This window comes from Marinobacter mobilis (assembly GCF_900106945.1).
Taxonomy (GTDB): domain Bacteria; phylum Pseudomonadota; class Gammaproteobacteria; order Pseudomonadales; family Oleiphilaceae; genus Marinobacter; species Marinobacter mobilis.
The window spans coordinates 26,124-47,984 of the sequence record NZ_FNNE01000005.1; the positions used below are offsets into that span (position 1 = coordinate 26,124).

The window sequence follows — 21,861 nt, forward strand, 5'->3', positions numbered from 1 at the left end:
GCGCACAACAACAAAAACAAGTGTGACTAAGCGGCGCCAAAACAAAAACAAAAAGCCGTAGAAAAGCGTTCGGTAACAAAAACAAGAACAGAACGTAAGCGAACTGAGTGTTTTGGGTACTGTGCTTTTTAGTGGACCCCCGGCTTGTGTGAGTTGCAGATGTAGAGAAGAATCGCCTTCCAGGCGCCGCTATATCCGCTCTAATCTCATACTAAAAGTCTCTGTCTGCTCTATGTGTTCAAAGCGTTCCGTTTGCCTTGACTGGCTTCAACTGTGAAGCATGCAAGGGGCAAGAAAACGAAGAATAAGCCCGGCAACAACAAAAACAACGCAGATCGTCTATTCTTCAGGGCGGGCCCGCGCAAGCGGGTCCGCCTTTTGATTATCTGGCCTACCCTGTTATTGCCGTGTGCAATTTCCCGCCAAACCGGTAAACTCTCGTTTTTGCTGAGCGCAACAACGGATTTCAATGCTTAAAAAAGTCAAACAACGCTTTTCCCGATTACTCGGGGGAAACAACAAGACCCAGAAGCTGGTACGTCGTGACATCCCCCGGGACGAACACAACGTGTCACGCACCTCTATCAGCGACCCCGCCAAGAAGGTTCTCCACCGCCTGAACAAGGCCGGCTTTGAGGCCTACCTCGTGGGAGGTGGGGTCCGGGATATTCTGCTGGACGGCAAACCCAAGGACTTCGACGTGGCCACCAGCGCCACGCCGGAAGAAGTACACGCCCTGTTCCGAAATTCCCGGCTGATCGGCCGTCGTTTCCGCATTGTGCACGTGCTCTTCGGGCGCGAAGTGATTGAAGTGACCACGTTCCGCGGTAATGCGACGGACAACACCGATGACAGCGCCAGCGACCAGCGCAAGACCAGCGAGCATGGCCTGCTGCTGCGCGACAACGTCTACGGCAGCATGGAAGAAGACGCGCTGCGACGAGACTTCACCATCAACGCGCTGTACTACTGCATTCGTGACTTTACGGTGATTGATTTTGCCGGTGGCGTCGATGACCTGAACAACCGCCAACTGCGGTTGATTGGCGACCCGGAAACCCGCTACCGGGAAGACCCGGTTCGAATGCTCAGGGCCATCCGCTTTGCGGCCAAGCTGGACTTTGCCATCGAACCGGCAACGGAAGCCCCCATTCGCGAGCTCGCTCCACTGCTGACTCACATTCCGGCGGCCCGGCTGTTTGACGAGGTACTGAAGCTGTTCACCGCCGGTCATGGCGAAGCCACCTACGATCTGCTGCAGCGTTACGACCTGCTGGCGCCGCTGTTTCCGGACACCGTCCGCGCCCTCAACGCCGGCGAGCCCGACGAACTGATTCGCCAGGCACTGAGAAACACCGACGCCCGCATTCGCCAGGGCAAATCGGTCACTCCCTACTTCCTGTTTGCCGCGATGTTGTGGCCGGCATTGCAGGCAGAATGGCGCAAACGCCAGGATCAGGGTGAACCGATCCAACCCGCCCTGCACCAGGCCATCGCCAAAGTCATCGGCCGCCAGATTCAGGCAACGTCGATCCCCAAGCGTTTTTCCGGACCGATGAAAGAAATCTGGGAGCTGCAGATGCGGTTGCCGCGGCGCCAGGGGAAACGCGCCCTGACTACCATGGAACACCCCCGTTTCCGCGCCGCCTATGACTTCCTTCTGGTGCGCGAAAACGCCGGAGAGGTCGAGCCCGGGCTTGGGCAGTGGTGGACCGAATTCCAGGCCACCGACGAACGTGGCCGCGAGCGCATGCTCAGTCAGCTCGGCAACAGCGGGCCAAAACCGAAGCGTCGCCGGCGTCGGCCGCCGGGTAACAGGACCGCCTGACCCATGGCCGTTACGGTTTACATCGGCCTGGGCAGCAATCTGGCAGAGCCGCTGCAACAACTGGCCTCAGCCGTCGTGGCGCTGTCCATGCTGCCCCAGACCACGCTGCTGGCACAGTCCCCGTTCTACCGCAGCAGCCCGGTTGGCCCCCAGGACCAGCCAGATTTCATCAACGGCGCTGTTCAGTTGTCCACGACCCTGGCGCCACTGGCACTGCTCGACGCCCTTCAGGTGATTGAACAGGATCAGGGCCGTGAACGCCTTCAGCACTGGGGCCCCAGGACCCTCGATCTGGATCTGTTGCTGTATGGCAATGACGTCATCGAGCATGAACGCCTGCACGTCCCGCACCGCGAACTGTGCAACCGGGACTTTGCACTGCAACCGCTGCTGGACCTGAACCCTGAGCTGAGCCTGCCGGACGGGCGCATGCTGCGAGACCTCCGCGACCAGTGCCCGGACAACCACTTGCAACGACTGGAGCCAACGGGCAGCGATACGCCGCCCTGGCCCTGAGCCGATACCGGTAGCCTTGCCTAGTGGTCACCCCGGGATTACCCTTAAGCTCTGATCCTGGCGACGGCCACCGGCCCGGTCCCGACCCATTTACTGAAAGGCAAGGAATCTATGGCTGTTACCATCAACACCCTGCGTGACTACAAACAGAAAGGCGAAGCTTTTGCCGTTCTGACTGCCTACGACGCCACCTTCGCCCACGCCGTCAGCGAGGCGGGCGTGGACGTGATCCTGATCGGCGATTCCCTTGGCATGGTCCTTCAGGGCCACGACAGCACCCTTCCGGTGACTATGGAACAGATGGCCTACCACGTCCGCTCGGTAGCCGCCGGCAACAAAGGCGCACTGGTGATGGCCGACATGCCCTTCATGTCTTATGGCACCACCGAAAGCGCACTCACTAACGCCGCCGAACTGATGCGTGCTGGCGCCCACATGGTCAAGCTTGAGGGCACCGACTGGATGGCCGACACCATTACCGCACTGAGCGAACGGGGCATTCCAGTTTGCGCCCACCTCGGGCTGACACCTCAGTTCGTTAACAAGTTTGGCGGGTACAAGGTCCAGGGCCGCGAGGAACACGCCGCGGAGCAGATGATTGAGCACGCCTGCATGCTGGAGCGAGCCGGTGCTGACGTTATCCTGCTGGAATGCGTCCCGGCACCACTGGCCGCCCGCATCACCCAAGCCGTCAAAGCCCCGGTGATAGGCATAGGCGCAGGCTCCGATACCGACGGTCAGGTACTGGTGCTGCACGACATGCTCGGCGTCACACCCGGCCGCAAGCCCAGATTCGTAAAGAACTTCCTGGCCGAGAACGGTTCCATTCAGGGCGCCCTTGAGGCCTACGTCAACGCCGTCCGGCAACGCGAGTTTCCCGGCCAGGAGCATACGTTCGAAGCATGAGAACCGTACACAAGATCAAAGAACTGCGAACCATCCTCCAGAACTACCGATCCCAGGGTAAACGGATTGGCCTGGTACCAACCATGGGTAACCTGCACGAAGGTCACATCTCACTTGTGGCCAAGGCACTCGAGGCTACCGATGTTGTTGTCACCAGCATCTTCGTGAACCCTATGCAGTTTGGTGCCAACGAGGACCTCGACAGCTACCCTCGCACCCTGAAAGCCGACCAAGAGAAACTGGAGCAGGCCGGAAACACCCTGGTCTTCGCGCCGCCTGTCAGTGAGATCTACCCCAACGGACTGGCCAACCAGACCCAGGTCGTGGTTCCCGGAGTCAGCGAAGGGCATTGCGGTGCAGGCCGGCCAGGACACTTTGAAGGCGTGGCCACCGTGGTCACCATGCTCTTCAACATGGTCCAGCCTGACATCGCGGTGTTTGGCGAGAAGGATTTCCAGCAACTGGCCGTGATTCGCAAGCTGACCCAGGACCTGATGATTCCCGTTGAGATCATTGGCGCGCCGACGGTTCGTGACGAAGACGGCTTAGCGAAAAGCTCCCGAAACGGTTACCTGTCGGAACAGGAGCGCAGCAAGGCGGCGGCCATCCACCAGACCTTGTCCGATCTTGCGAAGCAGCTGGAACAGCCGTCCATCGCCGACCTCGACACACTGTCCCGAGAGGCCTGCGAGCGGCTCGAAGCTGCAGGATTCCGACCAGAGTACGTTAACATCGTCAACAGCCTGACACTGCAACCGGCAAGCATTGACGACCGTGAATTGACCGTGCTGGCGGCGGCATTTCTGGGCACAACCCGACTCATCGACAACATCTCCGTCACCCGCTAGCCAACGCTGGCGGGAATAACCGGTCTCACCGGGAATCACTGAAAGGAAGCGTTCATGGCAAAGGCCTCAACACACCTTACCCAACTCGATGAGTGGCGGGCGCTGCTTGAGCACCAGGCCAGCATGGCAAATGTTCACATGCGCGAACTGTTCAACCAGGACCCGCAGCGCTTCCAGCGTTTTTTTACCGAAGCTGCCGGCATTTCCCTGGACTACTCCAAGAACCTGATCACCGACGACACCATGGACCTGCTGATGGCTCTGGCGCGCCGCTGCGAGTTGCCACAACGGATCGAGGCCATGTTCCGCGGTGACACCATCAATGTCACCGAAAACCGTCCAGCCCTCCACGTCGCCCTGCGCAATCTGAGCGACGACGCTATTGAAGTGGATGGGCAAAACATCATGCCCGACGTCAGAGAAACCCTGGCTCGCATGGAGGAGTTTGTCTGGCGCATCCGCAGCACCCAGTGGCGCGGCTTTTCCAACAAGCCGTTTACCGATGTCGTGAGCATTGGCATCGGCGGCTCCTTCCTCGGACCAAAACTGGTTTCCGCCTCTCTCAAGCCCTATTGGCACGGTCAGCTCAACTGCCATTACGTCGCCAACATCGACGGCAGCCACATTACCGAGGTGCTCCGCCACATTAACCCGGAAACCACCCTGTTCCTGATCCAGTCCAAGTCTTTCCGGACCCAGGAAACGCTGGAAAACACCAAGGTTGCGCGGGAGTGGTTCCTCCACAATGGCGGCAGCGAGGAACAGATCGGCAAACATTTCGTGGCCGTGACGGCCAAACCCCAAGCCGCCATCGATTTTGGCATCGCCGAGGAAAACATTTTCCCGATGTGGGACTGGGTCGGCGGCCGCTATTCCCTGTGGTCCGCCATTGGCTTGCCCACGGCGCTGACCATCGGTATGGACAACTTCCGCTCCCTGCTGTCCGGCGCCCATTCAATGGACCGTCATTTCCGCAACACGCCGCTGGAGCAGAACCTGCCGGTCATCCTGGCACTGCTGGGGGTCTGGTATGGCAATTTCTGGGGCTCGGACGCTCATGCCATCCTGCCCTACGACCATTACCTGCGAGGACTGCCCGCTCATCTGCAACAGCTGGATATGGAGAGTAATGGCAAATGCGTGACCCAGCACGGTGATCCCGTGGATTACCAGACCGGCCCGATCATCTGGGGCGGTGCGGGCGCCAATGGCCAACATGCCTATCACCAGTTGCTGCACCAGGGCACCTGCCTGTCACCGGCCGATTTCATCATCCCGTTGCAGACCCACAACCCGGTAGCGAATCACCACGCCATCCTGTTTGCCAACTGCCTGAGCCAGACCCAGGCCCTGATGCAAGGCAAGACCGAGGCCGAGGCCCGCACCGAGCTTGAAGCCCTGGGCCTGCCACCGGAAGAGGTCAACCGACTGGCCCGCCATAAGGTTATTCCCGGCAACAAGCCCAGCAACACCCTGCTGTTTGACCGGGCTACGCCACGTACGGTCGGCGCCCTGATCGCGCTTTACGAGCACAAAACCTACGCCCAGGGCGTAATCTGGGATGTTGATTCGTTTGATCAGTGGGGGGTTGAACTGGGCAAACAACTGGGCGAGGGTATACTGCAGCGGCTGCAAAGCCCGACAACGCCCGGCAGCGGCTCTGACAGTTCGACGGATGGACTGATCGCGCTGTTCCGAAGCCGTCACCACAACGGCCACTGACAACTCAAGGGCGCGGGGAGATGACGCCTCCGCGCCAGCTGAACGGCACAACCCAGAGCTTCTGGTCACTTTGGTACTGCTGCCACAACCCGCCATAACTCTGTCCCACCACCGGATGTTTCTGGTCCGGCGCGATTTCCGCGAGAGGCAACAGCACAAAGGCATTTTTGAGAATTTCGGCCCGGGGCAACTCAACGCCGTCGACCACACCGGATTGCTCTCCGTAGGTGAGGATATCGATATCCAGCGTTCTCGGACTGAACTTCGGCGCATGAAGGTGACGCCCATTGGCGGCCTCGATCGCCTTGAACAGACGCGACAGCTCGGCTACCGAACGATCCGCCCGGATCGCGACCACCAGGTTGAGGAACGGCTCGCCGTCAAAACCGACCGCCTCGCTTTCATAGACCGACGAAATATCCAGCGTCCCGAATTCCGCAGCCAACGCATCCAGCGCCTGGGCGATATTGTGTTCGCGGTCGATGTTGCTTCCGATGCTGATGTAAACGGGCACACGGTCACTCATGATCGCTGCCCCCGCTCGATGCGGACACCGACAGACCGGGCCTGCGGCACTGCGCCGGGTTTTCGGATAGTCAACGCCAGCCAGCGCACACCAAACTCCTCCTGCAGACAGGCAGCGAGACCCTCAGCGGCCGTTTCCAGCAACTGCGGGCGCAACTCGTCCAAATAACTGACCACCCGCTCACTGACTGCCGCATAATCCAGTGCTTGAGCGACATCATCGGTGGCCGCCGGCGCTGCGTTGTCCCAGGCCATATCCAGGTCAACCAGTAAACGCTGGGTAATGTCACGCTCCCAGTCGTAAACACCGATGACGGTCTCTACAGCCAGACCTTCAATCAACACAGAATCTGTCACTCGATCACTACCCTTGTGCCACTGGATCCGGTCCACCATCGCCTGCCACCCTCGTGACCCGATGCGACCGAAAGCTAATTGAATGATTACCGCAGAGCCGATAACGTAGCCTGTACACCATCGCTCCCGCGGGCCGGGATTTTCGCATACTTCACCGGGGCTCGTCTTTGCCCAAGAGTTCGCTCAATGACTCCCTTTGATTCTCTGCTGACCGTGCTGCTTTGCGCACTGGCGTATCTGATCGGCTCGGTGCTGTTTGCGCTGCCGATCTGCAAACTCTGGCACCTGCCAGATCCTCGGGCCCAGGGCTCCGGCAACCCCGGCGCCACCAATGTCTACCGTACCGGAGGCTGGGCGCCTGCGGCCCTGACCCTCCTGCTTGATGGCTTTAAGGGCTGGCTGCCGGTTTGGTTGGCACATCAGGCGGATTTGAGCATTCTTGCCCAGGCGATGGTGGCCCTGTTCGCGGTCACCGGACACATGGTGCCCCTGTTCTACCGCTTTCAGGGCGGCAAGGGCGTCGCCACATCCCTCGGTGCCGGCCTTGCACTGGCGCCAATCACTACCCTGCTGATCAGTCTTACCTGGCTACTGGTCATGTGGCGCTGGCGCATCTCTGCCCTTGCCTCAATCGTAGCCGTCCTCTGCGGCCCGCTGATCAGCGCGCTGATCGAACCAGACACCATGCCACTGTTCGGCCTGCTGGCCCTGCTGATTATCGTGCGCCACCGGAACAACCTGATCCGTTTGGCCCAAGGCCGGGAGTCCCGTTTCTAGCGGGCAGTCTCAGCCAGTCCGTTATCCCGAGGCTCACCCAGCGGCGGCAGTGTATCCATTGGCCAGCGTGGCACGGCTACAATGCGATCACCATCCCGCTGACCCGCCAGCAACCGCTGACAGCCCGCATAGGCGATCATCGCACCATTATCGGTACAGAATTCCGGGCGAGCGTAGAACACCCCTCCCCGCAATTTGACCGCCATCGCCTCCAGCGCCTGCCGTAAGCTGCGGTTGGCACTGACCCCGCCGGCAACCACCAGACGTTTACAACCGGTCTGTTCCAGCGCCCGACGGCACTTGATCACCAGGGTATCAACCACCGCAGTCTCAAACGCCAGGGCAATATCCGCCCGCACCTGCTCATCCAGGGCTCCGCGCTCTTCAGCATCGGTGACCGTATTCAGGGTGTAGGTCTTGAGCCCGCTGAAGCTGAAATCCAGCCCCGGGCGGTCCGTCATCGGCCGAGGGAAACGGTAGGTACCGGGACGTCCCGCCTGCGCCAGCGCAGACACCCTGGGGCCACCGGGGTAGTCCAGCCCAAGCATTTTGGCGGTCTTGTCAAAGGCCTCACCGGCCGCATCGTCCACCGACTCCCCCAACAACTGGTACTCCCCAATCCCGCTCACCATGACCAGCTGGGTATGACCACCTGACACCAGCAGCGCCACAAACGGAAATGCGGGCGGATTCTCCTCCAGCATCGGCGCCAGAAGATGGCCCTCCATGTGATGAACCCCCAGAACCGGTATACCGAGGGCAAACCCCAGCGCATGGGCAACCGAGCCGCCCACCATCAGGGCGCCCACCAGGCCCGGCCCAGCGGTGTAGGCAATGCCATCAATATCAGCACGTGTGCGGCCGGCTTCCGCCAGCACCTGATCGCACAACGGCAGCAGCTTGCGGACATGATCCCGCGAAGCCAGCTCCGGCACCACGCCACCATAATCGGCGTGCATCTCGACCTGGCTGAACAGGGCATGGGATAACAAGCCGTGGTCACTGTCATACAGCGCAACACCAGTTTCGTCACAGGACGTTTCGATGCCAAGAATCAGCATAAAGCGGACAACCCCAGAAGTCGGTTCAAAGATCAGGGCGCGAATTTTACCAGAAAGAGCCGCACAACCGGCACAAATCTTAACCAGGCATTGACCCGCACCGACGCAAAGCGCTATGATTGCCGCCCTAATTTTCGCCTGGTTGAGTTTTGTTCAATTTCAGCGGGGCGTTACACTTGAAGTGTGCAGATCTAGGCTGGCGAGCAACGAGTCGCTATGTACCGCTCTGCGGGTACAAGTAGACCTGTCTGCAGACTTCCAAAACTGAAACCGAATCTATTAGGTAGGTGATTTTCGAATGCCAGCTGTTAAAGTGAAAGAGAATGAGCCGTTTGACGTAGCCCTGCGTCGCTTCAAGCGTTCCTGCGAGAAAGCAGGTGTCCTGTCGGAAGTTCGTCGTCGCGAACACTACGAGAAGCCGACGTCCGTTCGTAAGCGTAAAGCCGCAGCTGCCGTTAAGCGTCATCTCAAGAAGCTTCAGCGGGAACAGCGTAAGTTCGAGCGTCTGTACTGATCGGTACCAGACCCTCGCTTGCCTGCAAGCTCTAAGCCGCCGCGCTCCGCAAGGGCGCACGCGACTCAAAAATGCCGCCGGGGCCTGGCTTCGGCGGCATTTTTGGCTTTTGTCGTTTTTGCACCCGTGTCGCCAGTACTTACGGAGACATCATGAGCGGTTTGATCCCTCAACGATTCGTGGAAGACCTGCTCGACCGGGTTGATCTGGCTGAGCTGATCGGATCGAGAATTACGCTGAAGAAGGCTGGCGGCAACTACAAGGCCCGCTGCCCCTTCCATGATGAAAAAACTCCGTCTTTCAACGTCCGGCCGGACAAAGGCTTTTATCACTGTTTTGGTTGTGGCGCCCATGGCGACGCTATCAGCTTTATACGGGAATACGACGGACTGGGTTTTACCGACGCCGTAGAGGAACTGGCCCGACGGGCCGGCCTCGAAGTTCCCTATGACCAGAGTGCCCGCCAGGAAATTCAGCAGGCCCGCACCTTAACGGATGCCCTGGATTTTGCCGCGCGCTTTTACCGCTCAGCCCTGCAGAGTCCACAGGGTGAATTTGCCCGCGACTATCTGAAGCAGCGCGGCCTGGACAACGACATCGCCGAGCGCTACCTGCTGGGGTACGCCCCCGGCACCGGCACCGCGCTCAATGACGCCGCCAGCCAGGACCTGAAAGGCCCGCTTGTAGAAACCGGCACTGTGTCTGAGCGCTACGGCCGTCCCAGGGACCTGTTCCGTCACCGGATCATGTTCCCGATCCGCAACAGCCGCGGCAAAACCGTGGCGTTCGGCGGCCGCACTCTGGGCGACGACAAGGCAAAATACATCAATTCCCCGGAATCTGATGTATTTCACAAGAGCCGGGAGATTTATGGCCTCTATGAGGCCAAGCAGGCGATCCGTCAACTGGATCGACTGCTGGTGGTGGAAGGCTATATGGATGTCATCGCGCTGGCTCAGCACGGCATCCCCTATGCGGTCGCAACCCTGGGAACGGCGACCAACCAGGACAACCTGACGGCCCTGCTCAAACAGGTACGTCACCTGGTGTTCTGCTTCGATGGCGATACGGCAGGCTACCGGGCTGCAGATCGCGCCATGGAGAATGCCCTTGAACTGCTGGCTGACGGCCTACATCTGCAGTTCCTGATGCTGCCGGACGGAGAAGATCCGGACACCCTGGTTCGCAAAGAGGGCCAGCAGGCGTTCCAGAAGCGCGTTGACGGAGCCACACCACTGTCGCGCTACCTGTTCAACCGGCAGAGCGAAGGCCTCGACCTGAACCTGCCCGAGCACCGCGGGGAACTCCGCGCCCGGGTCGAGCCACTGCTGAACAGAATGCCGAAGAGCACCCTGCGGGATGCCATGTGGCACGAGATGCTGAGATTGTGCGGTGGCAAGCGGGACTGGCAGAGCAACAACCGGGGAGATCGCCCGTTCAAACGCTTTGGCGAACGCCGCGACCGCATCCAGGAAGAGCGAATTGACGTCAAGCTGAGCAAGGACACCATTCTTTGCCTGGCCCTGGTACAGGCCCCGGAACTGGCCACCGAAGCCATTGAGCTGTGCCGCAACGAGCGCCAGCTTCACCAGGCACGCAGCCTGGCAACCTGGATACTGGACCAGCAGCTGCGGGATCGCCACCAGCTGATCGGCAAGCTCGCCCTGGATGGCGACGCACGAAACCGGTTCTACAAATTGTTTGATGGTATGGAACACCTGCCATCGCGGGAGCGCACCCTGGCCACAGCCCGGGAAATGCTGCAACCCAACCACGAAACCGCGCGCAAGCAACGCTTGAGCGCCTTGCTGATGGAAAAACGCAGCCTGGCCGACCTCACCGAGGCGGAACGGGACGAACTGCGCAGCCTCAGCAGGCAGGCCGAAGATTGACCACGGCCCGCCTCCCCCGCCAACGTCACCTCAAGTGACGGGATAGGGGACACAGCAAACCAGGGAGCACAAAGCCCGGCAGACATGCCCGCTCGCCCCCTGCACTTGAAACTTAGGTTACTGATCACCATCTAACCAACCGGTGGCAGTAAAACCACGCGACAGCTATAATGGCTGTTTGACTTTTTTCCTTTTTACCAGCGAGTTCACAGGGTGTCTATGTCGGGAAATTCGCAGAAATCACGTTTGAAAGACCTCATTGCACGAGGCAAGGAACAAGGTTACCTGACTTACGCCGAGGTAAATGACCACCTCCCGGAAGACATAGCCGACCCCGATCAGGTCGAAGACATTATCCGAATGATCAACGACATGGGCATTCAGGTGTGTGAGGAAACTCCCGACGCCGACACCCTGATCATGACCGAAGGCGATTCAACCGCCGACGAAGCGGCCGCCGCTGAAGCCGCCGCCGCTCTCGCGGCCGTTGAGACCGACGCCGGCCGCACCACTGACCCGGTGCGCATGTACATGCGAGAAATGGGTACCGTTGAACTGTTGACCCGTGAAGGCGAAATCGTCATCGCCAAGCGGATCGAAGAAGGCATCCGGGATGTGATGGCCGCCGTGGCCCACTTCCCCGGCACCGCTGACACCGTCATCAACGCTTATAGCCGCATCATCGAAAACGAAGGTCGCCTGAGCGATATTCTTACCGGCTTTCTTGATCCGGACGACGCCGAACCGTTCATGGGTGAAGACACCAGCAGCGAAGACACGACCGACACTGCCGACGAAGATGACGACTCCAGCGACGAAGAGACCGATAACGGCCCGGACCCGGAAGAAACCCGCCTGCGCCTGGAGTTGCTGCAGGAAAAGCTCGAGGCCGCCAACACGCTGCTGGAGAAGAAAGGCCGTGGCGACAAGGCCACACAGGAAGCCCTGAATGAGCTGGGCGCCGTATTTGCCCCCTTCAAGCTCGCCAACAAGGCGTTTGAAGAACTCGTGAATGTGGTCCGCAACACCAACGAGATGGTTCGCGAAAATGAGCGGGCCATCATGCAGATCTGTGTGCGCGAGAGCAAAATGCCGCGCAAGGATTTCATCAAGTGGTTCCCGGGCAACGAGACCAACCTCGAGTGGGCCAGCGATCTGTCCACGAGCAGCAAGCCATACGCAGCTGCTCTGGCAGAGCGTGCGGACGAAATTGTTCGCCTGCAGAAACGCATCGCCAACATCCAGAACGACGTCAGCCTGGAAATTCCTGACATCAAGGAAATCAACCGCCGCGTGTCCATTGGCGAAGCGAAGGCCCGTCGCGCCAAGAAGGAAATGGTGGAAGCCAACCTGCGTCTGGTTATCTCCATTGCCAAGAAATACACCAACCGCGGCCTGCAGTTCCTTGACCTGATCCAGGAAGGCAACATTGGCCTGATGAAGGCGGTCGACAAGTTTGAATACCGTCGCGGTTACAAGTTCTCAACGTACGCCACCTGGTGGATTCGTCAGGCCATCACCCGCTCCATCGCGGATCAGGCCCGCACCATCCGGATTCCGGTGCACATGATCGAAACGATCAACAAACTGAACCGTATTTCTCGCCAGATGCTCCAGGAAATGGGCCGCGAGCCCACCCCGGAAGAATTGGGTGAGCGCATGGACATGCCAGAGGACAAGATCCGTAAGGTGCTGAAGATCGCCAAAGAGCCGATCTCCATGGAAACTCCGATCGGTGATGATGAAGATTCCCATCTGGGCGATTTCATCGAAGATGTCCAGGCACTGTCTCCGGTGGACTCCGCCACGGCAGAAGGCCTGCGCGAAGCCACCCGTTCGGTACTGGCCGGGCTGACTGCTCGCGAGTCCAAGGTACTGCGCATGCGCTTTGGTATCGAGATGAACACCGACCACACCCTGGAAGAAGTCGGCAAGCAGTTTGACGTAACCCGGGAGCGTATCCGTCAGATCGAAGCCAAGGCGCTGCGCAAACTGCGCCACCCTTCCCGCTCCGATCACCTGCGCGGCTTTATCGACGACCAGGGCAACGGATAACACCACTCAGCAGTAGCGGGCGCCTGCCCTCACCGGTATAATGGCGCCCGCTTCCCCATTCTCTGGGGAATTTCCTGAAAAGGGCCTATAGCTCAGTTGGTTAGAGCAGGGGACTCATAATCCCTTGGTCCCTGGTTCGAGTCCAGGTGGGCCCACCATACCTTTCAGCCGCAGTACCCGCATGCCACGGTGTCGGGCACCTTAACAGTACTAGCGTACCAATTTTAGCGAATTCATCCCTGCCACACCGACCTGTAACCAGGACCGGGGGCCAGAGGCAAGCATCTGTAAATAGTGCAATACTCCCTGCCCAACCCCTTTTCAGATCACGCCAGCAGCTTTCCGTAACGAGGACGGCAGCACAACCGGACACAGGGCAACGCTCCCAGCAGTCATTTTCATACGCCCCGCCAATCAACAGGTTAGCCCCCCTGGCCCGCTGCGCTCTGCAGCCCGCGCACCCAACTGGAAACACATCAAGACCTCTCCGCAGCTACGTCGACTTTTTTTACACTCGCATTCACCCGAACGCCGTCCTTTCAATCCTTTAAAGTTAAAAACCGGTAACCTTGTCGGTTTTTTTTACATTCCTGTAATATAAAACCACGTCATTATTTTTATTTTCCAATTGTTTTAATTGCACTTTTACATCAATGGCACGCACCCTGCTTTAACCATGATTGTAAAATCCCAAAGGGCATCTCGAGGTTAGAGATATGAAACGAATGACGAATGGACTAGCGGTTCTTGCCGCAACCCTACTTGCATCCCTGCTTTTCGTAAGTCAGGCGAATGCTGCTGCCGTACTGTGCAGCAACAACATACTGCTCAACCACATGTCGATTGACGACAGCCAGGTTGATGCGTGCCTGGCATCTGGCACAGGCAACCTGACGGGTAATCCGGCTAATGACGAGTTCCTGATTCTTCCCGCCGGAGCAGACTATGAGCTGGCCAGCAAATCCGATGACAGCAACCCTTTCAATATTCTGTATTCACAGAATGGCAGCACTGGCACCTGGTCGTTTGATAGCTCCTTCTGGGACACCTATGACACCGGCGCCATCGGCTTCAAGTTCGGTACTGGCAACACTCCGGACGAATGGTTCGTCTACGAACTGAAAGATGGCATTTCCTCTGGCGACTGGGAGTTTATCTCAGGACTCTTTTTCGGCCAGGGCGGCGGCTTGTCACACGTCAACCTCTACGGCATGCGGGGCTCCTTCGAAGTTCCCGAGCCAGGTACCCTGGGCCTGATGGGCATGGGCATCCTGCTGTTGTCTCTGGGACGCCGACGCAAGAGCGCCTGAGCGATACGTTGACCAAGCTAAGTGGCGAACACCCGTCGCGGTGTTACGCCACTTGGTATTCCGGGTAAGGCTCCGTCAACATCGAAACGAAGTGTTTAACTGCAGTGAAGCTGTCCGATTCATAGAGAATCTCCCCGCCCTCCAGCTCCACCTGAAATTTCCGCCCCTCAACCAAGCCGAACCGGTCACCATAACCATTCGCCAAAATCCGTAGGCAACCCGACTGCCAGACCATTCGCTTTGCGCACTCATCAGATACACCACACGCCTTCATCCATGCCTCCCAGACCGCAATCGAAACCGCGCATTACATGATGCTGCTGTTACAGGAAGATGACAGCGGCCGATAGACAGCAAGATACAAAAGTCTACAAAATTCAGCACCCTAGCTTAATATCAGAGTCATATAGCAACGGTAGAAATGCCTGCCAACTGTTTTAGGAGACATGTTATGGCCGGCCAACCCATTCTGCTGATTGAAAAGCTCTGGACCCTCAAACGCCGTATCGATAAAGGCGCCTGTCCAAGTCTTCCCTTTGTGCACCTCAACACCCTGCTGCGGGAGCCCGGCTACCGTAGCGATGTGCTCAGAAGAGCCGCCAATGACGGTGACCGGACGCTCAAGTCACTCGCCAGCGAAATTCTGGCGATTGACACTGGAGAGCCGCTGACAGCCCGGCCCGCCGATCTGTCCCTACCCAAAACACCCGACAGGCTTCTGGTAAAGTCCCGGCGTACCAACCGCAGCCTGCTGGCGCTGATTCCCGCAATGCTCGTCGGCACAGTCGCCGTTGTAGGATTCACCAGCTTTGAAAACAGGGCCATTCGCATTAATTCTGACATCACCACCGATACCCTTTGGGAAACAGGCAATCGCTACATTCTGGAGAAGACCGTTTTCGTCGAAGGGGCCAACCTGACCATCCAGCCTGGCGTAACCATTGAGGGCGAACGAGGTTCGGCACTGATCGTCACCCGTGACAGCCAGCTGTTTGCGCGGGGTAGTGCCGAGCAGCCCGTTGTCTTCACCAGCAGCCAGCCCAAGGACCGTCGTGCCCGTGGCGACTGGGGCGGCGTGGTACTGCTGGGCAATGCCCCCGTCAACCAACCCGATGCCCGCATAGAGGGGCTGGACGAACACGATCAGCGGGGCAAGTTTGGCGGCGACGACCCCAACAACAGCTGCGGCGTACTGGAGTACACCCGGATTGAGTTTGCCGGTTTTGAGATCTATCAGGATAACGAACTGAATGGCCTGACACTTGGCGGGTGCGGGCGCAGCACCATTGTTCGCCACCTTCAGGTACACCGTTCCCTGGATGATGGCATTGAAATGTTCGGTGGCACGGTCGACCTGAAGAACATCGTCATTTCCGGCGCAGGGGATGACAGCATCGACTGGGATTGGGGCTGGACAGGTCGCGTCCAGTTTGCGGTGATTCAGCAGCACCCGGATGTCGGTGACAATGCTTTTGAGGGTGACAACAATGGCAATGATCACAATGCCAGCCCCCGTTCAGAACCAACGTTCTACAACGTTACCCTCGCGGGCACCGGCCAATCGCCTCGTCAACACCGTGGTATTGTTATCAGGGAAGGCTCCGGCGGCCACTTCCACAACATGGTCATCGACAGCTATGGCATTGAAGCCATTGACCTCAGAGATGAGGTTTCAGCTCAGGTTCACAACGGGCAGCTGACTTTCGCCAACAACCTTCTGGCCAACACTGGCCAGCTGGGACGCAGCCCGGAAGAAACCGGCACCGCCGATGACGATTTCAGTTTCAGCGAAAACAACTGGCTCAGGTCTCCGGATCACAACAATCACTTCCGCATGGACAGCGCGCTCCATGACTCCGCCAGGAGCCCGTTCACTCCGAGCTTCGGCTCCCGGGTTCAACTGCGCCAGATGCGCGCCGTCAAACCACCACAGAGCGAGTTCTTCGATGAATCCGCGGTTTTCCAGGGCGCCCTGAACCCGCTGGCACCACGGTCGTGGCTTGCCGGATGGACGGAGTTTCCGGAAGCCTGAACCTTCACTGACTGTCCACGTGTGTCAGCTTTCATTACATCCTGTCACGAAGGATCAAAACAAACACTAATATAATCAAAACCTTAAATTCCAGGCACAAGATATGCTTGATCCATGGTGGCCTATTCCGTGGCTATAAACCCTCTAACGGATAATGGGGGGATGTATGAAAACGCATAGGGTACTAGCTAGCGTATTCGCAGGCATTTGCCTTTCGCTTTCAGGGGCCGCCACTCTGGCAGGCAACATCGACTGCCAGTCTGTGTCGGACCCGGCTTGCGAACCATCGGTACAGCAATACAACGGCTACACGATAGAGAAATTTCAGTTTGGCAACATGCTGTCTGACTATGGAGCATTTTCGCCCCTGGCCAACGGTACACCCCAATTTCATCAACTGAACTGGGGGCATGTACTGAATCACGCCAGAGTGCTGCATTTGTTCCTGTTTGATCAGCCACTGGCGGTCGAACTGCCGAATGAAGGCGCCAACGGGATTGGCGACGGATATCAATACCCCGTCGCCAACATTGATGAACCTGGCACCATTGCCCTGCTCTGCCTGGGGCTGGCGGCCATTGGCATCAATCACCTTCGCCGCAAAACCCGCCCGCCACATTGATAGCGGGACCTGTCCAAGGAGAGAAAGGGCGCGTACAGCGCCTTTTTTCTGTTATCCGGGTAAGAAAACACAAAATTCTGTCACAATTTAACAACAGTTCCGTCCCCAAAATCCCCCTCAGCCCGCCGACAAATAGCTAAGAATAGAACACAACCGACCAGACAAATCGGCCCGGGCCCGAAAGCACAGTGGTTTCTTCGACGCAAATAACTGTCAAAAAGGCCAACGTCCCAAAATAACAAGACCGGTAGACTCTTTTTTGAACAAAAGTGCCAAATTATAAATAGCAGATCAAAAATCAGGCTCTCTGCCTAATCCGGCGTCGAATAAACGAAAAAAACAAAGTTGGAGTACTATCCATGCCATTATCCCACCGCTTTTCTGTGCGGACGTTAACCCTTGCGCTTGCAGCAGCCTCTTCCGGCATCGCCCTCAACGCGTCAGCCAACATGGGCCAGACACCGAGCAGCTACGGTCTGTTGCCCACCGACGTGGGAACCGCCCAGGCGCTCTCCATGTTCAACACCCAGGTGTCTGCAACTTATTACAACCCGTCCTACCTGGCCAAGGATCCTCGCGGTGAACTCACCGGTGGCTTACTTCATGGTGGACAGGAACTGCGCGCATCGGCTTCCGACCGGGAAGGCGACATCCTGAGTGACTCCCCCAGTCAGCAGGTACTGATTGGCATGAAGACCAACCTGAGTTCACTGACCCGGGTGGATCATCCGATTTATCTGGGCTTTGTCGCCGGCGTTGAAAAATTCAGTAAGGAAATGATGGCGTTCGAATCCACCACCGGCGTCGAGGGTCAGTTCCTCCGCTATGGTCGTGAACCCCTGTTCCTGAACGTCGGTGGTGCCACCACTTTGTGGCGCGGTATTGATGTCGGTGCCTCCCTGCGCATCACGCTGCATGCATCCGCCTCCATGTCCGTAACCACCGATCTGGCCGGCAACACCGAATACGAGTCCCTGGAGGTTAGTGCAGAGCCGTCACTTCGCTCCATTGTCAGTAGCACCGTCGATCTGGGTGAAACCTTCTGCCCCGATTCTGACTGCTGGCTCGATGGCTTCGAGACGGCCTTCGTGTACCGTACCAACTCTTACGCCAACACCACGGTCGAAGCCGAAACCATCATTCCCGGCCTGATTCCCGCAAGCGCGCCGTTGATCCTGGCAGTTTCAACCTACGACTCCTTTGAACCCTCTGTTTACGCCATCGGCGCACAGTACAGCACCGACCGCTGGCGGGTAGGTGTGACCCTGGAGCAGCAGAACTGGAGCGAGCTGGGAGAGAAGTTTGAACTGGACGACATCAAGGACCAGGCCCTGGCGGAGTTTGACGACATTCTCGTGCCCCGTATTGGCGCCGAGTTCAAAGTGGGTCAGCACTTCGGGATTTCCTTCGGCGCGGCCTACGAGGAGTCAGCCCTGAAGAGCACCAGCACGCCCGATGTTAACTACTTCGACAACGACAAGGTCATCCTTGGCCTGGGACTGAGTGCGGAATACGCCCGTACCCGTATCCTGACCTACCCGGTTCGTCTGGATTTTGGCTACCAGCGGCAGATGCTGCAAGAACGTGAATTCACCCTGAGCAACACCCGTCCCGATGGCACGCAGAGCAACAACATCGTGGCGACCACAGATGGCGAGGTGGATATCTTTACCGGCTCCATCACGCTGAAGTTCTGATAATTTGAGGTTTTATTGCCATGAAATACAATAAAATACTGGCACTTACCCCTGTCCTGCTGCTGGCAGCGTGTGGCGGAGGAGAGGAGCAAACCCTGAATGCTCCTCTCATCCCCGGCTCGGTCATATACTCGTATCCTGCCGATGGCCAGACCGAAGTCAGCCCCAAAGCTGACGTCGTTCTGCGCTTCTCTCATGCGATCACTGACGAGAACCTCACCAGCAAGATCCGGATTAGCGATGGCACCAACACCGTGCCATTTACCGTCACGGCCATCGACGGCGGACGCAGCCTGAAGTTGTCTCCGGTTGGCCAGTTCCAGACCGGCACAAACTACACAATTACGTTTGCCGAAAGCCTTCTGGCTGCCGGCAATCGTGCTGTTGCAACACCCAATGCCATTGGCGCAAACGGTGTGCAGTTCTCTACCCGCGCCGGCATGTCCGGCGTGGCAGGGCTCGACAACCTCAGCAGCAATTTCGCAGTGGCCGACATGATCCCGTCGGCCAACGGTTTTTTCCGCCCGATGGATTTCTCCACCTTCCGCCTGCGCCTGACCCAGCCGGTTCACCCGGACTGGCAACGCATGGGGGGCAGCATCACCCTGCGTGATGGCAACGGCGATGAGGTACCGGCGACGGTGCTGGTCGATGGCCGGCGCATCACGGTCGATCCCTGCACCACCAATGATCCGGCCCAGTGCGGGCTTGAGGGCGACGCCCTGACTCCGGGTGCCAGCTACTCCATCGACATCGCCAACCTGCCGAACATGGCCGGTGACACCCTGGATTACTCCAGCAGTTTCACCCCGAAAGACACCAGCCCGACGGTGATCCTGTTCCAGGACACCATTGACTCCGGTCTGCTCGCAGGGCTGTCCGAGGCCGATGCCCAGCGCTCGGTACTCAACGGTGAGATCATCAATGGCGTCACCCTGAACTCCGTGCTTCAGGGCATTGCCGGCCCCTCCCAGCAAACCGGCGGCCTCTACGCCGAGCTGGGCTACGGTCCCAGTTTTCCGGGCGACGAACCGGTGCCCCTGCGCGTCCCCAAAGGCAGCCTGCTGACGAGCAGCAGCCTGGACGTGAGGATCAACGGCACGGTGCCGATCATCAACCCGGACACCAACAGCATCCAGACCACCGGGGACATCCGCGTCACCATGCTCTCGGATGCAACCGGCTACCTGTACCCCAACCCCTACTCCAACTCGGGTGAAGCGCCACGCCACGTCAAACTGTACATGGACGTATCCATGAACACCGTCGAGGCCCAGCCCAATGCGTCCCTGTCCCAGGATCTTCTGGGCGTGGAACTCAGTGGTATCGCCATCGTTAGAGACGGCATCCTGAACATCGACGCCATCGGCATGGTCGAGCCCAACCTGCTGGGCCAGGAATTCACCGATTCCACCATCGCCTTCCACATCGAGGCGAACACCAATGCGGACGTTCAGCTCGATGCCCTGGACAACCGTACCTTCGACACCACCGGCCCACAGCTGGTGAGCTGGATGCCCGGGCCTGACGACGCCCTGCCGAGCACCCGGCAAGCCATGCAACGTCCTGGCGATCCCATCGTGCTGAACTTTGATGAAGCGCTGGATGGCGACAGCCTGGCGGGCGGCTTTACCCTGCTGGCCGATGGCGTCCCCGTCGATGACGCCAACCTTCGTCGCAAGCTCGATGGCACCGTCGTTGCGCTCAATCCGGTCGGCGGCTTGCGGCACGGCGTGGATTACGCCCTGCAGATCAATGGCAGCCTGACCGATCTCGCGGGTAACAGTGCGATGTCGGAAACCCTCAGCTTTGCCCTGCCAGAGCTGGCGAGCGTCGACAGATCGCCGTTTGCACTGACGACTTACCCGGGCTTCCCCTGTGTCACCACCGGGCTTGACCTGGACGCAGGCACCCACGGTCAATGCGTCGATGCCGCACCCGGTGGCCCTGCGGGGCAGGTGATGCCAATCACCACTCTGCCCCAGGATCGGGCGATCGTGGTTGTCTTCTCCCAGTCCATGGATCTCGATTCGATCCGCAATGGCGAGACCTTCGTGGTTGAGCAGATCAATCCTGACGGCAGTGTCGCTGGGCAGGTCCCCGGCCACCTGGAGAAGAACAACCAGCGGATCCGTTTCTACCCGGACAGCCCATGGCAAGTGGGAACCACCTACCGCTATACCATGGCCTCATCCACCGCCGTAGATGACTGTTCCACTGCGCTGTGTTCCGAAGACGGTTACCCGCTGCAGACCGATATCCTGGTGGACCCGGAAGACGTTGGCGGCCCGGATATGGCCATCTACTTCCGCGGAACCGAAACGGCCAGCTCCGTCTATACGCCGCTGCGCAACCTGCCGGTTCGGGATACCAACTCCAACTACCTTATCGAGGGTGTTGAACCCTTCGCCCACGCCTCTGACGGCAACGGCGGCTTCCTGCCGAGCGAGAATGCCGCCAAGCTGGCAGTGGTTGACCAGCAGGCAAACGCTCTCGGCATTCCGGTTGGTGCCAGCGTCGGCTGCGCCGCCAGCGAATCCTGCCCGGAAAACAAGTTCATCTACCAGACCTACGGCCTGAACACCGAAGTGATGGGACCGGCCTATGACGCCGAAGGCAACAACATTGGCGTTCGGGTACTGCTGTACCCGACCATGCTGGCCACCACCTCGGCCAGTGTGTTCCTGGACGGTTTTGGTGAGAACGCAACCGGCCCGCAGGTGATCCGCATGACCTACGGTGAACCGACTGAGGACAACCCACTGGGGCTGGTTGAAGGTCTGATTGTCGAGGGTGAGGACGGCAAGCCGACCTTCAAGACCCTCGCCAACCTGACCCTGGACGCCCCTAATTTGCAGCTGCCAATTGCCGCGTTATTGGCCCATGACCTCTACAGCAAGCCGTTTTCGCTGGATCTGAGCGGCCCCATCCTGTTCTTCGATGATGGCCGCATGCAGATCGAGCAGCGCAACCAGAACCAGCCGCCAATCAACGTTAACGTTGAAGTTGAAATTCCGCTGCTCGGCGGATTCATTGACTTCTTCCAGTGCGTCAGCCTTGGCAATTCGCTTGCGGACTGTCTTAGCGGTGCCGGTACTGACAGTGGAGACATCAGCATTCCCCTGGTGATTCCAGCCGAGGGTATCTGGCTCAACTTCGTCTCCTTCGCCATCAAGGACATTCCCGAGCAGTACTAAGG

At 58.7% G+C, this 21,861-nt stretch carries 17 protein-coding genes and 1 tRNA gene; 15 read left to right on the forward strand and 3 right to left on the reverse strand.

Translation table 11 applies throughout. The annotated features are described in order from the left end of the window. Positions 1 to 469 precede the first annotated feature (469 nt). The 5 genes from pcnB (at position 470) to pgi (ending at position 5,820) form a co-directional block, all read left to right on the forward strand. Positions 470 to 1,828 (forward strand): polynucleotide adenylyltransferase PcnB, encoded by a 1,359-nt coding sequence (gene pcnB / locus BLV11_RS08765; protein WP_091812611.1) that lies wholly within the window; start codon positions 470 to 472, stop codon positions 1,826 to 1,828. Positions 1,829 to 1,831: 3 nt separating this feature from the next. Then, a complete protein-coding gene (folK, locus tag BLV11_RS08770; protein ID WP_091812612.1) occupies positions 1,832 to 2,344 on the forward strand; it encodes a 2-amino-4-hydroxy-6-hydroxymethyldihydropteridine diphosphokinase in 513 nt (170 codons plus the stop codon). Positions 2,345 to 2,455: 111 nt separating this feature from the next. After that, the gene (panB, locus tag BLV11_RS08775; protein WP_091812613.1) at positions 2,456 to 3,250 is read left to right on the forward strand and encodes a 3-methyl-2-oxobutanoate hydroxymethyltransferase; all 795 of its coding nucleotides are present in this window, start codon (positions 2,456 to 2,458) and stop codon (positions 3,248 to 3,250) included. Further along, the gene (gene panC / locus BLV11_RS08780) at positions 3,247 to 4,098 is read left to right on the forward strand and encodes a pantoate--beta-alanine ligase (RefSeq protein ID WP_091812614.1); all 852 of its coding nucleotides are present in this window, start codon (positions 3,247 to 3,249) and stop codon (positions 4,096 to 4,098) included. Before panB ends, panC begins: the two co-directional genes overlap by 4 nt. A 54-nt stretch (positions 4,099 to 4,152) precedes the next feature. After that, on the forward strand, positions 4,153 to 5,820 hold the full coding sequence (gene pgi / locus BLV11_RS08785) for a glucose-6-phosphate isomerase (protein WP_091812615.1): 1,668 nt from the start codon (positions 4,153 to 4,155) through the stop codon (positions 5,818 to 5,820). 4 nt (positions 5,821 to 5,824) lie between these two features. On the opposite strand, the gene folK (BLV11_RS08790) is transcribed toward pgi, so the two are convergent. Continuing rightward, positions 5,825 to 6,346, reverse strand: a complete 522-nt coding sequence (gene folK / locus BLV11_RS08790) for a 2-amino-4-hydroxy-6-hydroxymethyldihydropteridine diphosphokinase (protein ID WP_091812616.1) — start codon at positions 6,344 to 6,346, stop codon at positions 5,825 to 5,827. Continuing rightward, the gene (gene folB, locus BLV11_RS08795) at positions 6,343 to 6,702 is read right to left on the reverse strand and encodes a dihydroneopterin aldolase (protein WP_175528316.1); all 360 of its coding nucleotides are present in this window, start codon (positions 6,700 to 6,702) and stop codon (positions 6,343 to 6,345) included. The genes folK (BLV11_RS08790) and folB overlap by 4 nt, the downstream gene beginning before the upstream one ends. Positions 6,703 to 6,888: 186 nt before the next feature. Between folB and plsY the strand changes: the two genes are divergently transcribed. After that, positions 6,889 to 7,479 (forward strand): glycerol-3-phosphate 1-O-acyltransferase PlsY, encoded by a 591-nt coding sequence (gene plsY, locus BLV11_RS08800; protein ID WP_091812618.1) that lies wholly within the window; start codon positions 6,889 to 6,891, stop codon positions 7,477 to 7,479. Here the strand turns inward: plsY and tsaD are convergent. Then, positions 7,476 to 8,540 (reverse strand): tRNA (adenosine(37)-N6)-threonylcarbamoyltransferase complex transferase subunit TsaD, encoded by a 1,065-nt coding sequence (tsaD, locus tag BLV11_RS08805; RefSeq protein WP_091812619.1) that lies wholly within the window; start codon positions 8,538 to 8,540, stop codon positions 7,476 to 7,478. The two genes, plsY and tsaD, sit on opposite strands and share 4 nt — an antisense overlap. Before the next feature lie 298 nt (positions 8,541 to 8,838). On the opposite strand from tsaD, the gene rpsU reads away from it, so the two are divergent. From rpsU to BLV11_RS08855, 9 genes are all read left to right on the forward strand, one after another. Further along, a complete protein-coding gene (rpsU, locus tag BLV11_RS08810; RefSeq protein WP_072794797.1) occupies positions 8,839 to 9,054 on the forward strand; it encodes a 30S ribosomal protein S21 in 216 nt (71 codons plus the stop codon). A gap of 152 nt (positions 9,055 to 9,206) precedes the next feature. Further along, positions 9,207 to 10,946 (forward strand): DNA primase, encoded by a 1,740-nt coding sequence (gene dnaG, locus BLV11_RS08815; protein WP_091812620.1) that lies wholly within the window; start codon positions 9,207 to 9,209, stop codon positions 10,944 to 10,946. Positions 10,947 to 11,165: 219 nt separating this feature from the next. Continuing rightward, a complete protein-coding gene (gene rpoD / locus BLV11_RS08820; protein WP_091812622.1) occupies positions 11,166 to 13,001 on the forward strand; it encodes an RNA polymerase sigma factor RpoD in 1,836 nt (611 codons plus the stop codon). Positions 13,002 to 13,082: 81 nt separating this feature from the next. Further along, positions 13,083 to 13,159: transfer RNA gene (locus BLV11_RS08825), tRNA-Ile, on the forward strand. A 558-nt stretch (positions 13,160 to 13,717) separates the two neighbouring features. After that, positions 13,718 to 14,311, forward strand: a complete 594-nt coding sequence (locus BLV11_RS08830; protein ID WP_091812647.1) for a PEP-CTERM sorting domain-containing protein — start codon at positions 13,718 to 13,720, stop codon at positions 14,309 to 14,311. Between the two features lie 451 nt (positions 14,312 to 14,762). Beyond that, entirely contained in the window at positions 14,763 to 16,343 is a 1,581-nt protein-coding gene (locus tag BLV11_RS08840; protein ID WP_091812653.1) for a hypothetical protein, read from the forward strand. A gap of 166 nt (positions 16,344 to 16,509) precedes the next feature. Next, positions 16,510 to 16,965, forward strand: a complete 456-nt coding sequence (locus BLV11_RS08845) for a PEP-CTERM sorting domain-containing protein (protein WP_175528317.1) — start codon at positions 16,510 to 16,512, stop codon at positions 16,963 to 16,965. A gap of 359 nt (positions 16,966 to 17,324) precedes the next feature. Further along, entirely contained in the window at positions 17,325 to 18,662 is a 1,338-nt protein-coding gene (locus tag BLV11_RS08850; RefSeq protein ID WP_091812658.1) for an aromatic hydrocarbon degradation protein, read from the forward strand. A gap of 20 nt (positions 18,663 to 18,682) precedes the next feature. Further along, complete coding sequence (locus BLV11_RS08855; protein WP_091812660.1) at positions 18,683 to 21,859, forward strand: Ig-like domain-containing domain; 3,177 nt, start codon at positions 18,683 to 18,685, stop codon at positions 21,857 to 21,859. Positions 21,860 to 21,861: the final 2 nt, after the last annotated feature.